Raw genomic sequence first — 12840 nt, 5'->3', positions numbered from 1 at the left:
TCCGGTCATGGTGGTGCAGCTCGGCGTCGGCGACATCCTAGGACCGCCCGCTCTCGTCGAGGTGGTCGAACCACGCGTTGAGCGCGGCCGGGATGAACTCCTGCCCACCCTGCTCCTCGACGTGACAGCCGGCCACGAGTCGGGCGCGGGTGTTCGGGGTGAGCCGCGTGGTGACGAGCTTGAGCTGCTCCGTGTCGCCTGGTGGCGTGCTGGGGCGGGGGATGGGTTCCCGTTCGCTGCCTGGCGGCATCTCGGCGGGGACGCCGAGCTGGTCGCAGTAGTAGTTGATCGCGGCTTCCCAGACGCCTTGGAGGCCCAGGCCGGTGGTGTCGCACGCGTCGTTGAGGCGTTCCATCGTGTCGGGGTCGAGGCGGGTGCCGGTGTTGATGAGGTCGATCCAGCGGACAGCTTTGGTGCGGGCGGGGCGCGTTCGCGGTTTCGCCAACGAGTGCTTTCCGCCTTGTTCGGGGGGTTGGAAGGTGACCTGGCGGGGGTCGGTTTGTCGGCGGGCCACGTGGCGCTCCCGGGTGGTGTGTGGCGGTGGTTGTGCTGGGCGTGATCCCTACCGTAGTCCTGCGCGTGTCGCGCGACAAAGCCATGTCCGGTTTTGTCCGTTTTCGTGAGGCGCTGAGAGTCCATCTGCACCTATGCAAAGGTGCTCCAAGAGGTAAGCTCGAAAGAGATCCGATCAAGCCTCACAAGCCAGCACAGCCACGCGGAGCGCCATCGCCTGACATCGTTGGCGCTACCGACAACAAGAAAGGATCAAGAAAACGCATGATCACCCCCACTGCCGCCGATTGGCCATACGACGCCGACCGCGACGATCCCCTCACCGAGCTCCGCATCGCCGTCATCGGGCACGCCTGGCCAAGCTGGGCGTACATCGTCTCGGTCGATTCCGGCCGGATCGACGACGAGCACCACCGCCCCGACGAGCACGAGACCCAACTGCTGTGCTCCTTCCTGGACCAGTACATCACCTACTGGTACAACGATCGCTGGAGAGCGAAGATGGCCGAGCGCCCCTTCGACATCGACGGCGGCGCGAACGGGATCACCTTCCGCAAGTGGGGCGACGGCGACTGGGGCTACCGCCGCCGCACCTGGCAGTACGGTCCGACGTACGTGCCGGAGCATCCCCGCATCCGTGGCGAGGAGTCTCCTGGGCCGCTCACTCTGGTGCAGGTGATGGACCGCATCCACACAGTCGGCGACGAGGTTTCGCCGGACTGGCTGAAGTGGAAGGCCGCCCACCCCAAGGTGTCCGGTGTTCGCCCTGGAAGGAGGCGTTGAGTGAAGGCAGTAACGGTGTGGCATCCGTGGGCCTGGGCCATAACCGCGAACCTAAAGCCCGTCGAGAACCGCGGATGGGCAACCCGCCACCGAGGCGAGATCGCCATCCACGCCGGGAAGCCCTGGGACGAGATCGGCGCGGCCGACCCGCGCATCATCGCCGCCGCCGGCCAGCTGGCCGGGCCTGTGCTGCCGGATGAGCGGTTCGTGTTCGGCGCAATCGTGGCCGTCGCCGACCTGGTCAACGTGGTACAGGACTCGTCGTCGCCATGGGCGGAGCCTGGACAGGTTCACTGGCTGCTGGCCAACATCCGCCCCCTCGCCGAGCCGGTGCCGTGCCGAGGCTGGCAGAACATCTGGGACGTGCCTCCCGACGTGGAGGCTCTGGTGCGCGCCAAGCTCGGGCTAGTGGCATAAGGAGGCTGGTCAACCAGACGACAAACCCATAGAGTGCCTCCGTACATGCGCGTGATCTGCATAATCCGCGCACCCGAGGCCCCGGCGGGACGTCCACCCCTTCCGCCGGGGCCTTTCGCGTAGGTATACACAGGTGCGCGTCCCGGGTTACGGTAGAAGCATGATCCAGCCCCGGTCGCGCACCCACGCCGACGCCGTCTACGTCAAGGTCGCCGCCGAGATCGCAGCCGACATCGACAAGGGCAGGCTCAAGCCCGGCGACAAGCTGCCGTCCGAGATGGAGCTCGGCGCCCGGTTCGGCGTCGGCCGGACGACGGTACGGTCCGCCATCGAGCGACTCCGCGAGGAAGGCCGCGTCGAGACCGTGCACGCCAAAGGCACCTATGTCACCCAGGGGACGGCGAGCGCGCCCGTCCCGCCATCCCGGCGCCTGGTCCAGGACCTGCGCGCCGCGATCACCTCCGGCCAGCTCAAGCCGGGCGACCCGCTCCCCTCCGAGCAGGAGCTGATGGACCGCTACGGCCTGGCCGGCATCACCATCGCCATCGCCCTGCGCCCACTGCGCCAGGAGGGACTCATCCACCACCTGCCGGGCCGCGGCCGGTTCGCCGGCCCCGGCCCGAGCCGGGATCGCCGTGCTGGCCGGTGAACGCCAGCAAGCTGGGTCTACTGTCCATGGATGATCGGCGGAAGAATTGTCCGCATGCCTGAGTCACGAATCAGCCCTCCGTACCGTCTGACCGTGCTCGGCATGCGCCTCGCCCAGCTACGCGAAGCCCGACATCTGACCGGAGCACAGGTAGCCCAGCAGACCGGAGTCACTCAGTCGGCGCTGTCGCGGCTGGAACGCGGGAAGAACAGCTACGTCACCCCAGGTGATGTGCGGCTGCTGCTTGACCTGTACGACGCCAACGAGGACGTGCGCGAGGAGACCTTGCACCTCATCGCCAGCGCCCGCCTCACCCCGTACTGGGCGCCGCACCGGCGCGCTCTCGGCGCTCTGGAGGAGTATGTCGCTCTCGAGACCGAGGCCCAGCACATCCGGTACTGGCAACCGCTGCTGATCCCGGGCCTGCTTCAGACGGAAGCGTACGCGCACGCGGTGATCGCCGCCGACCGGTTCGACGACGACGCTTCCCTTGTCCGGTTGAAAGTGCGGGCGCGGCTGGCGCGGCAGTGGATCGTCTTCGGCGACGACCCCGTCCAGCTGCACGTGGTCGTCGCCGAAGACGCGCTGCGGCAGCGCGTCGGCGATCCTCAGGTGATGCGTGACCAGCTCGACCGGCTGGTGCGGGAGGCGGGCCGGCCGAACGTCACGATCCAGGTGCTGCCGCGGGCGGTGGGCGCTCACCCGGGCATGGCGGGCGGTTTCGTGCTGCTGAACCTGCCGTGGCTGGGCGACGCGTTGTTCATCGAGGCGGGTGCGGGAGGGGTGGTTGATCGCGGGCCGCGTGTGCGGGAATACGGTCGGCTACTGGGTCGGCTCCAGAGCATGGCGTTGCCGGGCGAGGAGTCGGCCGCCTTTATCGCGCAGGTGGCAGAGGAGATCAGATAGTGCTGGGCAGGGATTGGGTGACGGCGTCGGAGTCGGGCGGCTGCGTCGAGGTGCGCCGCGGCGAGGACGGCGGCGTGCGGGTGCGTAACAGCCGTGATCGCGGCGGCCCGGTGCTGGACTTCACGCCGGGGGAGTGGGAGGACTTTGTGCGCGGTGTGAACCGGCGCACGTTCGACCTGCCGGAATGGCATCCGGGCTGGCACGCGGCGCCTTAGCCGCGGGGAGGGTCCACGCTGTCGTAGCCGCGCTGGTACGCCTCTGAGAGGGGCGGGCGCGGCGTGGGCCGCCGCAGGACGTCCCACAGCACTCCTGCGGCGGCGGCGACGACCAGCACGCCGATGCCGAGCAGCGCGGCCGGGCTGAGATCGGCGTTCACGAGCACCATGGCGATGGCGGCGACCCCGGCGATGGTGACGCTAACAGTGACGCTGCGGATACGGACTGCCCGTTTCATCGGGGACCCCCGTGCATCGTGGTGAAGAACCCTTACTAATGGCGTGGCTCAACGTATCCCATGTGCGGCATTGCCGCGATATGCCATCGTGCTGGCCTGTTGTGCTCATATGGCCGACATGTGCCATGTCACGCTCCGGCCACCTGTACCCGTGGACACGACATGACATGAACGTTTACACATGTCACTTCAGCACCAAAACCCTCGGGCGCGGATTACCTCGCACCCGCAAACCACCACAGGGAGTGACCAGTCCATGAGCTTCGCTGGGCGCATCCGCACACTCGGCCTCGTGTGCGCTGGAACGATACTCGCGCTCACCACCCTGACCGCCGCGGCCTCCGCCGACGAGCCCACGCCGAGCAGCTCGCCCGCGCCTGCCGCTACAGCCACCACCACGCCGAGCTCGAGCTCCACCACGACGGCCAAGCCAGTCGTGACCACGACGAAGACGGAGAAGACCGAGACCGTCACCAACCCGGACGGCTCCCGGACCGTCACCAAGACGGTGACCGAGACCACCACCACGGTCACCGTCATGCACCTGGAGCAGGCAAACGGCGACCAGGGCGGCTGGTGAGCGCCCCGGCAAGGCTCGTACGCGCACGTTGGCCAGCCCACGCGATGACTCTTGTCGCGGGGCTGGCCGCTCCGGTTGCGTTGCTGGCGCACTCCGAGCAAGCGCTTACCGACTCGATGATCGCCTTTGCGGCCGTGTGGGTGTGCGTTCCCCTGCGCGCGGGTGTCCAGCTGGTCGCCGAGGTGCGGTGGGTCAGCAACTGGCGCAGGCTGTACCGCTGGGGACAGCGCGATGCCAACCTCATACGTCACTCAAGCGTCAGATGACACGAGTCGGGGGCAAAGAGAACATCACGGGGAGGCGATGTGACACCGCTGGGCATGGACGCGCGGGAGGAGCAGGTGTTCCGCTACCTGGCCGCGAATCCGCGCACCGACCTGGAGACGCTGGTCGATCGGTTCGGCGCCGAGGCGGCCGACGCCCTGGAGGGCCTGCGCCGGTTAGGACTGGTATCGGGCGAACCACTGGACGTGCGCCGTCCTGACCAGGCGTTCCAGCGGCTCGTGCGGGAGAAGGAAGCGGCGCTGTTCGCGGCCAAGGCGCGGGTGGCCGAGCTGCAAGAAATCTATGATCTCGCTCACCGGCCCGGCAGCACCGGCCCGGTGGTGCTACTGACCTCCCGCACCCAGCTCCAAGCGTGCATGGACGAGCTGGAGTTATCAGCCGCACAGACCCTGGACAAGTTCATCACGGACCCGTACATCCCGCTCACCAACGTGCACACCCCCGGCGACGACGCCCGCCGCGGTGAAGATGGAACGATCCGCATGCCACGCCGGCGGGTCTTGTATGAGCAGGCCGTCGTGGACGACGACCGCGCCCTCGAGGGAATCCGCAACACCATGGATCTGCCGAACGCGGAGATCCGCATCGCGCCGTCGCTCCCCTACAAGCTGATCATCGCGGATGGCGAGCGGGCGCTGGTACCCGCCTACGCGCGCGACCATGACGACAAACTGTCCACACATCTGATCACGCGCGGGACGGAGCTGATCGCCCATCAGATGGTGTTCGAGCAGTGTTGGACGGCGGCGACCCCCCTGGCCGGCGGCAACGAACTGCTGAACGAGGAGTTCAGCGTCGAGGAGAAGCACATCGTCGGGCTTCTCGTCTCCGGCGCGACCAACGAGCGGATCGCGCGCATCCTCGGGGCCGGCGTGCGGACGGTGCAGCGGCGGTTGACGGACCTGCAACAGCGGGCCGGGGTGCGGTCACGGAACGAGCTGATCCGGCACGCGGCGACCCGCTGGATGAACTGACCTGATCAGCTGCGCTTCAGCGCTTCGACCCTGGCCTCGGTGTCGTCCAGCGCCTGCTCGATGCGCTGCCGGAGGAACTTCTCGATCCGGGCGGCGTCCTCCTTGGTGACGCCGGGCAGCTTCCGGACCTTCTCCATCCTCTGGTGAACGATGCGTTCCAGTGCGTCCGACAGGTCGAGCTGGTCATCGGGCGTCTGGGCGGTCGTGGCCTGCTGGTCGGCGTGGATCTGGCGGAGCAGTTCGGCGGCGTCGGTGCGGCCGGTGGCGGCCAGCTCGTCGGCGGGGACGTCCACGGCCCAGGCCATCCAGGCGAGGTCCTTGTCCGAGATGTCGGTGACCTCGCCGGATTCGCGGCGGCGCCAGTATTGCTCGCCGAACTTGTGGCCGGAGGCTCTGCTGATTTTGCGGGCGAGGGGGCGGATTCCGAGTTCGGGTTCGGGGGTGCCCTCGCGTCTGCGGTGGCGGACGATGAGCGCCATTTCGGGGCTGAGCTTAGATGTTCTGGTGGCGGGTGGCATGGTGGCGGTATCCCCTCGTGGCGGACTGGGATCGACGCGAGCGTATCACCCGGGTTGGCGTCGGTCGCGTCTCAACGCCACCTGTCAAGATCATTAACATCGGCTTGTTGATCTTGCAGTGCTGGCCAAATGCGACGCAAGCGACGCAATCGGCGCGTGACAGGCGCGTCTCTGAGGCGTAGTCTGGACTTGTCGCGAGACACGCACCACCAAGATCACCAAGTCTCACGGCAGACACCACCACCAGCGGAAACGCCACATTCCGCACCTGTCCATACGTTGGCGGAACCGCCAACCAACCCAGGGAGAGACGCAGTGACCAGCAACCCCCACGACGAACGCGCCGCCAACCGCGCCGCCGACCTCGCACTCATCGCCGCCACCGACCACGACCCCATGTGCCCCGTCGTCGGCACCGCCCGCACCCTCCTCATCCAGCAGATCGGCCCCGGCGCCGCCGAGCGGCACATCGCCGCCGCCCGTGCCGTCCTCGCCGAGCAGGGGGCCTGACCGCGATGAGCACCTACTACGAGACCGGCCGCCGCTACAACATCACCCTGGAGAACATCCTCGTCGTCGGCACCACCTCCGAGCGAGGCGGCACCACCGACATCACCGTGAAGCTCGTCGGCCCGAACGGCTCCCAGACCAGCACCATCCTTCACATCCCGCTCGACCATGTCGGCGTGACGGTCACCCCTGTCCCGCCGCCGAACTGGCCACCGCAGCCGGGGGACGTATGGGAAGCGGACGACACGTGGTGGTTCGCCCTCGCCAGCCGAGACACCGAAGGCGAGCTTAGGACAGTGGTCCTCGTCAACGAGGAGGGCCGGCACGCCCACAACTACTTCGCCGACCCCGTCCCGTGGGACGACCCGGCGACCATGCTCAACAACTCGACCAAGCTGTTCCTGGTCACTCGCAAGGGTCAGCCGCCGGAGCAGTCCACGGAGGCGCGGGACTACCCGGACTTCTCCGACGAGCCGCCGTTCTGATGACCACCACCGTCACCGACACCCCCACGTGGCTCGGCCGGTTCGAGCCAGGCAGCCCCGAATGGCTCGCCACCCGCATGGCCGAAGACGGGCCACGCATGGGCGGCACCGACGCCGCCGCCGCCCTCGGATTCAGCACCTTCATCTCCCCGTACGGACTGGCGATGATCCTCACCGGCCGCGTCGAGCGCGAGGAGACGGGCGAGGACGCCGAACGCGGCAACCTCCTCGAACCCTCGCTCGCCGCTTACTTCCGCAAGTGCCACCCGGAGTGGGAGATCGTGGACCACCCCGGCACGTACGTGAACGGCTGGATGCTCACCAACCCCGACGCCCTCGCCTACTACCAGGGCCGGCTGATCGCGGGCGGCGAGTACAAGTCGGCCCGCTACCGCGACGAGTGGGGCGAGCCCGGCACCGATGAGATCCCGCTCCCGTACTGGGTGCAGTCCATGTGGTACGCGCACATCCACCAGGTGGACCGCTGGTACGTACCCATGATCGGACCCGGACTCGAGTTCGAGGAGTACGTCGTCAAGTACGACCCGGAGGCGGCCCACGCGTTGGTCGCGCAGGTCGCCGAGTTCCGCAGGAACCTGCTGTGGGGCGTCATGCCGCCGCTCGACCACCACCCGCACACCTACCGGGCGCTTCGCGCCGCGCACCCAGAGATCGACGAGGGTCTGTCCATCAGCGTCTCGGACAAGGTCGGCGTCCGCTACGTCAAGGCCCAGCTCGCGCTCAACGCGGCCGAGAAGGAGCTGACCGGCGCGAAGGCCGACATGGCGGCCGAGGCCGGGCGCGCGAAGAAGCTGTACCTCAACGGCCAGCTCATCGCCACCCGCCGCCGCAACTCCGGCCCCCACCCGCACATCCAGGCCGTGCGCAACCTCAAAACGATCGAGCTTCCTGCCCTGGAAGGAGACCCCGATGGGGTTTGAACTCACCGAGTACCAGAAGGACAAGCTGGCGAAGCTGGACGACACGATCACCGACTACGAGCTGGTGTTCCGCGAGGCGCTGCCGCCCGGCGTCCGCGTCGAACGGTTTCTCCAGGACGCGCGCAATGCGCTCGCCAACAACCCGGACCTGGCCACCGTCTACGCCCCCAGCGTGATCGGCGGGCTGGTGACATGTGCGCAGCTCAACCTGCGTCCGCACGTCCCCGCGCTCGGCCACGCCTGGCTGATTCCGATGAAGAACAAGAAGGCAGGCGGTCGGCTCGAGGCGACGCTCATCGTCGGCTACAAGGGCTTCACCGACATCGGCTACCGCGACCCCGCCACCACCCTCATGGGCGCGTACGCCGTCAAGGAGGGCGACGAATTCAGGTCGTGGTTCGACGGCGAGTGGCGCGTCCTCTACGAGCCCAACCGGCGCGACCCGCGCCGCGACCAGCGGCCGACCACGGACTACTTCGCGATGGCGAAGTACCGGGGAGAACTGCACGTCACCGAGCCGATGACGCACGCGCAGATGGTACGCCACCGCGACAAGCACGCCATGACCAGGGGAGGCGGCCCCTGGTACGAGCACGGCGAATACTCGCCCGAGTTCGACGAGCAGGGCAAGAAGACCATGATCCGGGCCAGGTTGGTCAAGCTGCTGCCGCAGACGATCGAGCTGGTCACCGCCGCATACGCCGACGAGGGCACCCGCATCGACGACGACCCGCGCGCCGACATCCTCCAGGTCACCGTCCACCATGACCGGGAGGGCGACGGCGGCGCCGACGACGACGGCGGCGGGCAGCAGGAGGAGCCGCGGCCCCGTTCCGTGATCCGGCTCATCGCCGAACGCCTGGACAGCCCCGCCAACGACGAGGACGAGGCGTCCAAGGACGAGCTGCTGGACGCGCTCGGGACCGCGCTCAAGTCCAAGGGCGTCCTCGGCCCGGCGATGCTCGCGTACGCGTCGAAGGCCCTGGACCGTCAGCTCACCCACCCTCGGGAGATGAAGCGGGACGACATCCGGAAGGTGCTGGACGCGGTCAACAAGGGCCTCTACCTGAACGAGCAGACGCCACCGCCTGCGCCAGACGCGCCGAGCCAGGAAGCCCCGCAGCCTCCCACGGCTGAGCCCGCCACCGCGCCGGCCCCGCCTGCACCGGCTCCTCCCGCGCCAGAACAGCCCGAGCCGGAGCAGCCACAAGGGCGTCCGGTCGGCGCTGCCAACCGGCAGACCCTCACCAAGCTGAACACGCTGTTCGGTGAGGCGGGCATCAGCGGCGACGCCCGCTTCTTGTGGCTGCTGAACACCTGCAACGTCAAGGTCACCTCGACCGCCCAGCTAACCGCGGCAAAGGCCGACGAGGCGATCGCCAAGCTCGAACCCGAGGCGCAGGCCCGCCGTGAGGACCTGAAGATGCGGGTCTGGCAGGTCTGGTCCGACCTGGGCGGCACCCGCAACGAGCTGACGCCCGCCATGTGCATGTGGGTCAACGCCAACACCAAGCGCCGCAGCAAGCAGCCCCTCACCAGGCTGGACGAGGTGTCCAACCCCCACCTGGAAGCCTTCCTCACGGCGCTCTGCGCCGACCCGGACAAGGGCCAGGTCACGCCGGAGGACTACCGGCAGGCCGTCGCGCAGCAGGGAGGTGCCTCCTGATGCCGTCCAAGGAGATCGCCCTCCCGCACATCGTCCCATTCTTCAACGGGCACTCCCGGCCGACCTTCCACCTGTACGTCAGCCAGCCGCCCCCGAAGAACACGCTCGACTCCCGCGTCGAAACCTGCACCAACCACCGAACCGCGTGCGACTGCCGCGAAGCCATCCTCGCCGAAGACCTGGCCGAGCTGCGGGCCGAATGCGACATGCTCCTCGGCACGCTGCGCGAGGAGCTGGACGGGCACGCCACTCGGGCCTACACCGCTGACGGTGCGCGGGACGAGCAGGCCGAGTGCAAGTGCACCGGCTGCCGGATCGCCCGGCGTCTGCCTTGGTACTGCATGGGCGGCTACGTCGTCACGACCCGTACCACATAAGCCCCGGCCGGGCGCCCTGAGCACGTACGAGGCCGGGGCGCTCAGCCGGCCCCCAACACCCCCCAACCCCCCGAGAAAGGAAGATCGGATGTCGATCGACACCCTCTCCGAGCAGCCCGGCACTCTCGACGTCACCACACCCGCCGTCCGCTCCTACCTCAGGCAGGGCGTCGAGCAGGTGGACAACTCCATCGCAGTCGCTGAGCGGCACCTCACCGAACTCGACCGCCGCCGCGCCGATGTGGACAGGCAGTTCGCTGAGGCGCGAGCCGATACCGAGAAGCACCTCGCGGTCCTGGTGGCCAGCCGGGCCCAACTGGTCGCGTTCCTCGGCGGCGAGGAGGAGATGAAGGCCGACACCGGCGAGGAGCCGCCCACGTTCGTGTGCGCGTGCGGCCGGATCGCGGTCGTGGACAAGGTGCGCGGCCCTGTCCACGACGCGAACGGCACGCACGTGCCCGCCGGGGAACTGTGCACGATGCCGATCCTCGGCAACCTGACCGGCCTGCTCGCCCAGAGCGCCGCCGGCGAGGAGGGCCCGGCCACGTGAACACGCTGACTGACCCCGCCGCGGCGGCGATCGACTCCAGATGGAAGTCCGGCCTGTTCTGGCTGGTGTTCGTCAACGGCGTCGCACTCGACCCGGAACACCCGCTGCCGCTCCTCGGCGCGGCGGCGGCGTTCGTGAAGGCCGCGCTCGACCACCCCGGCCAGGAGATCGGCGTCGCTCCGTGCACGGCCGAAGACCTGGCCAACGCAGGAATCACCCCTCGAAAGGTAACCACATGAGCACCACCATCAGCCCGGACACGATCCGCCCGGCCGCCATCGTCGTGCTGCGCAGTGACGGCTGGGTCCAAAGTACCTTCGCCAACAACCAGCCCGGCAAGACCGGATGTTGCCTGATCGAGGCGATCGGCCGTGGCGCGGGTCTCCCGCCGTTCGCCTTGGCCGCCAAGAAGCCTCGCCGCCGCGATGCCGCCTTCCGCGCTCGATGGGACGCGGCACACAACCTTATGGACGAGATCGCCACCAGCCTGGGCCGCAACCCCGAGGACGACGAGCTCAGCCCGAAGTGGTGGCTGACGAGCTGGAACGACAGGAACGGCCGCACGCTGGAGGAAGTGCTGGAAGCGCTGGAACCTCCCGCCAGCGAGTCGGCATGATGCAGCCGCCCGCGCGCCGGCCCGGCTCTCCCAGCGCGGCGCTGCTCGCCGGGCTGGCCGGGCTCGGCGCAGGCACCTGGCTGCTCTCGCTCGCCAACCAGGGAGTGGCCGCCTTCGTCACCGCCATCATCTGCCTGGCCCTGGGCGCCGGTGCCGGGCTGACCGCAGGCTTCTTCATTGGGGACCTCCGCCGTCTGGAGCGGACCGACCGCCTCAAAGACGCGTACGACAACCTGTACGAACACGCCCGGCAGAGCCAGATCACACAACACCAGACCGCACGCCAGCTCGCCGAGCTCGAGCGGGATCTGCGGGACGCGCAGACCGAACTGGCCGCCCTGCGCGATCAGAACAGCACCCCTGCGAAGGAGGGAGACCCACAGTGACCATCCAGCCGCCGGCCGGGCCGGCACCGCGGGTGGCCGGGCTCGACCAGGCCGCCGAGAAGACGGGCTTGGCTCTGCCGGACGGCACCACCTGCCTCATCACCGCGCCCAAGGTCAGCGTGAAGAAGGGGCAGAAGCGGACGCTGGCGGACAACATGCGGCGGATGGACCACGTCGATGGCGAGTGCATGCGCCACATCCTCGCCACGGGCGTGGAAGCGATCGGGATTGAGGACTACGCCTTTCAGAAGCGGTCATCGGGTACGCACCGGCTCGCCGAGATTGGCGGGACGGTGCGGCTCGGCTGCTGGCGGGCCGGGATCGCCATCGCCGTCATCAACGTCAAGCACCTGAAGATGTACGCCACGGGGGACGCCGACGCTTCCAAGCGCCAGATGAGCGACGCCGCCCTCGAGTACGCGGGCGCCCGGTTCCCCAGCGAGGACGAGTGCGACGCCGCCTGGGCGCGCTGGCTCCTCCTCGACCTCCTCGGCCACCCCGAGGTCCATGTCCCGGCCGAGCACCGCCACGTGCTCGCCCACATCACCATGCACCGAAAGGAGGCAGCGTGAAGACCCCATCCGACGTCGCTGACGAGCGACGTTGGCGGAACCGCCAGCGGCCCCGCATGCCTGAGAGGCCGCGCGCCGCCGTTTGGAACGGCGACCGCACCCGCGCCGTGGCGGTCGTCGAGGGCCGCGACCTCACCGCGGCCGACCTCGACGCCGCGCTGCGGCTGGCCAACCACCCGAACGTCCACCACCACACCATCCAGGAGAGAGCATGACCATGCGATCGGCGGCGACCGTCCTCAGCAAGGAGCTGGCCCGCCCTCATCCCACCCCGCGGCGGCTCCTGCGAGCGCTGCACGCAGCCGGGTTCGAGGTCCGGCCCACCGTCCGCAACGGTCCGGCGTGGATGCCGACCACGCCCGACGCGTACGCGCTCGTCAAACGAGCCGCCGACGAGTTCAAAGCGGGCTTCAACCGGCACGAGATCGCCAGGCGGATGGGCAAGGACAAGCGGACGGTTGACAGGTACCTCGCCGCAGCGGACGCGATGGGCCTGCTCGACCCGGACCGTGAGGAGCCGCCGCGATGAGCTGGCTCACCGACTTCCTGGACAAGGCCGCGTGCCGAGACGAACACGTGTCGCTGTTCTGCGGGCCTGGCTCCGACATCGGCGAAACGCCCGAGGAAAAGGAGCAGCGTCGCGCGCGAGCTCGCGCCG

Annotated in this window: 22 protein-coding genes; 19 read left to right on the top strand and 3 right to left on the bottom strand. The window is 68.7% G+C overall.

Translation table 11 applies throughout. The features are described 5' to 3' along the window. Positions 1 to 37 precede the first annotated feature (37 nt). Positions 38 to 445, bottom strand: coding sequence for a hypothetical protein (locus AB0H84_RS45625; RefSeq protein WP_357619250.1), 408 nt, complete (start codon positions 443 to 445; stop codon positions 38 to 40). 332 nt (positions 446 to 777) lie between these two features. Here AB0H84_RS45625 and AB0H84_RS45620 point away from each other — a divergent pair, with 332 nt between their 5' ends. From AB0H84_RS45620 to AB0H84_RS45600, 5 genes are all read left to right on the top strand, one after another. Beyond that, positions 778 to 1296 (top strand): hypothetical protein, encoded by a 519-nt coding sequence (locus tag AB0H84_RS45620; protein ID WP_357619248.1) that lies wholly within the window; start codon positions 778 to 780, stop codon positions 1294 to 1296. After that, complete coding sequence (locus AB0H84_RS45615; RefSeq protein WP_357619245.1) at positions 1297 to 1713, top strand: ASCH domain-containing protein; 417 nt, start codon at positions 1297 to 1299, stop codon at positions 1711 to 1713. Between the two features lie 160 nt (positions 1714 to 1873). Next, positions 1874 to 2362 carry a winged helix-turn-helix domain-containing protein gene (locus AB0H84_RS45610; RefSeq protein WP_357619242.1) on the top strand — a complete coding sequence of 163 codons (489 nt, stop codon included), beginning with the start codon at positions 1874 to 1876 and terminating at the stop codon, positions 2360 to 2362. A 102-nt stretch (positions 2363 to 2464) separates the two neighbouring features. Next, complete coding sequence (locus AB0H84_RS45605) at positions 2465 to 3268, top strand: helix-turn-helix transcriptional regulator (RefSeq protein ID WP_357619539.1); 804 nt, start codon at positions 2465 to 2467, stop codon at positions 3266 to 3268. Next, complete coding sequence (locus tag AB0H84_RS45600) at positions 3268 to 3483, top strand: DUF397 domain-containing protein (protein ID WP_357619239.1); 216 nt, start codon at positions 3268 to 3270, stop codon at positions 3481 to 3483. The genes AB0H84_RS45605 and AB0H84_RS45600 overlap by 1 nt, the downstream gene beginning before the upstream one ends. Here AB0H84_RS45600 and AB0H84_RS45595 read toward each other — a convergent pair. Further along, positions 3480 to 3722 carry a hypothetical protein gene (locus AB0H84_RS45595; RefSeq protein ID WP_357619236.1) on the bottom strand — a complete coding sequence of 81 codons (243 nt, stop codon included), beginning with the start codon at positions 3720 to 3722 and terminating at the stop codon, positions 3480 to 3482. The two genes, AB0H84_RS45600 and AB0H84_RS45595, sit on opposite strands and share 4 nt — an antisense overlap. A gap of 256 nt (positions 3723 to 3978) precedes the next feature. On the opposite strand from AB0H84_RS45595, the gene AB0H84_RS45590 reads away from it, so the two are divergent. Then, positions 3979 to 4302, top strand: coding sequence for a hypothetical protein (locus AB0H84_RS45590; protein WP_357619234.1), 324 nt, complete (start codon positions 3979 to 3981; stop codon positions 4300 to 4302). Positions 4303 to 4607: 305 nt separating this feature from the next. Continuing rightward, complete coding sequence (locus AB0H84_RS45585; protein WP_357619231.1) at positions 4608 to 5561, top strand: LuxR C-terminal-related transcriptional regulator; 954 nt, start codon at positions 4608 to 4610, stop codon at positions 5559 to 5561. Positions 5562 to 5566: 5 nt separating this feature from the next. Here the strand turns inward: AB0H84_RS45585 and AB0H84_RS45580 are convergent, their stop codons facing one another. Next, positions 5567 to 6040 carry a hypothetical protein gene (locus AB0H84_RS45580; protein ID WP_357619228.1) on the bottom strand — a complete coding sequence of 158 codons (474 nt, stop codon included), beginning with the start codon at positions 6038 to 6040 and terminating at the stop codon, positions 5567 to 5569. Between the two features lie 354 nt (positions 6041 to 6394). Here AB0H84_RS45580 and AB0H84_RS45575 point away from each other — a divergent pair, with 354 nt between their 5' ends. The 12 genes from AB0H84_RS45575 to AB0H84_RS45520 all read left to right on the top strand — a co-directional run bounded on the left by AB0H84_RS45575 (position 6395) and on the right by AB0H84_RS45520 (position 12711). Further along, positions 6395 to 6589, top strand: a complete 195-nt coding sequence (locus tag AB0H84_RS45575) for a hypothetical protein (RefSeq protein WP_357619225.1) — start codon at positions 6395 to 6397, stop codon at positions 6587 to 6589. Positions 6590 to 6594: 5 nt separating this feature from the next. Continuing rightward, positions 6595 to 7074, top strand: coding sequence for a hypothetical protein (locus AB0H84_RS45570; RefSeq protein ID WP_357619222.1), 480 nt, complete (start codon positions 6595 to 6597; stop codon positions 7072 to 7074). Continuing rightward, on the top strand, positions 7074 to 8015 hold the full coding sequence (locus tag AB0H84_RS45565; RefSeq protein ID WP_357619219.1) for a YqaJ viral recombinase family protein: 942 nt from the start codon (positions 7074 to 7076) through the stop codon (positions 8013 to 8015). Before AB0H84_RS45570 ends, AB0H84_RS45565 begins: the two co-directional genes overlap by 1 nt. Next, a complete protein-coding gene (locus AB0H84_RS45560) occupies positions 8005 to 9681 on the top strand; it encodes a recombinase RecT (protein WP_357619215.1) in 1677 nt (558 codons plus the stop codon). Before AB0H84_RS45565 ends, AB0H84_RS45560 begins: the two co-directional genes overlap by 11 nt. Further along, positions 9681 to 10058: a hypothetical protein gene (locus AB0H84_RS45555; RefSeq protein WP_357619212.1), complete on the top strand. Its 378-nt coding sequence runs from the start codon at positions 9681 to 9683 to the stop codon at positions 10056 to 10058. Before AB0H84_RS45560 ends, AB0H84_RS45555 begins: the two co-directional genes overlap by 1 nt. An 88-nt stretch (positions 10059 to 10146) precedes the next feature. Further along, on the top strand, positions 10147 to 10608 hold the full coding sequence (locus AB0H84_RS45550; RefSeq protein ID WP_357619209.1) for a hypothetical protein: 462 nt from the start codon (positions 10147 to 10149) through the stop codon (positions 10606 to 10608). After that, positions 10605 to 10847 (top strand): hypothetical protein, encoded by a 243-nt coding sequence (locus AB0H84_RS45545; RefSeq protein ID WP_357619206.1) that lies wholly within the window; start codon positions 10605 to 10607, stop codon positions 10845 to 10847. Before AB0H84_RS45550 ends, AB0H84_RS45545 begins: the two co-directional genes overlap by 4 nt. Continuing rightward, entirely contained in the window at positions 10844 to 11224 is a 381-nt protein-coding gene (locus tag AB0H84_RS45540; RefSeq protein WP_357619203.1) for a hypothetical protein, read from the top strand. Before AB0H84_RS45545 ends, AB0H84_RS45540 begins: the two co-directional genes overlap by 4 nt. Further along, the gene (locus AB0H84_RS45535) at positions 11221 to 11610 is read left to right on the top strand and encodes a hypothetical protein (RefSeq protein ID WP_357619200.1); all 390 of its coding nucleotides are present in this window, start codon (positions 11221 to 11223) and stop codon (positions 11608 to 11610) included. The genes AB0H84_RS45540 and AB0H84_RS45535 overlap by 4 nt, the downstream gene beginning before the upstream one ends. Further along, positions 11607 to 12182: a hypothetical protein gene (locus tag AB0H84_RS45530; RefSeq protein ID WP_357619197.1), complete on the top strand. Its 576-nt coding sequence runs from the start codon at positions 11607 to 11609 to the stop codon at positions 12180 to 12182. The genes AB0H84_RS45535 and AB0H84_RS45530 overlap by 4 nt, the downstream gene beginning before the upstream one ends. Continuing rightward, positions 12179 to 12397 carry a hypothetical protein gene (locus AB0H84_RS45525; protein WP_357619195.1) on the top strand — a complete coding sequence of 73 codons (219 nt, stop codon included), beginning with the start codon at positions 12179 to 12181 and terminating at the stop codon, positions 12395 to 12397. Before AB0H84_RS45530 ends, AB0H84_RS45525 begins: the two co-directional genes overlap by 4 nt. Continuing rightward, a complete protein-coding gene (locus AB0H84_RS45520; protein ID WP_357619192.1) occupies positions 12394 to 12711 on the top strand; it encodes a hypothetical protein in 318 nt (105 codons plus the stop codon). Before AB0H84_RS45525 ends, AB0H84_RS45520 begins: the two co-directional genes overlap by 4 nt. Positions 12712 to 12840 lie beyond the last annotated feature (129 nt).

Origin of the sequence: Nonomuraea sp. NPDC050786 (assembly GCF_040654115.1) — a bacterium.
Lineage (GTDB): Bacteria > Actinomycetota > Actinomycetes > Streptosporangiales > Streptosporangiaceae > Nonomuraea.
This window is presented reverse-complemented; position numbering and strand designations above follow the sequence as displayed.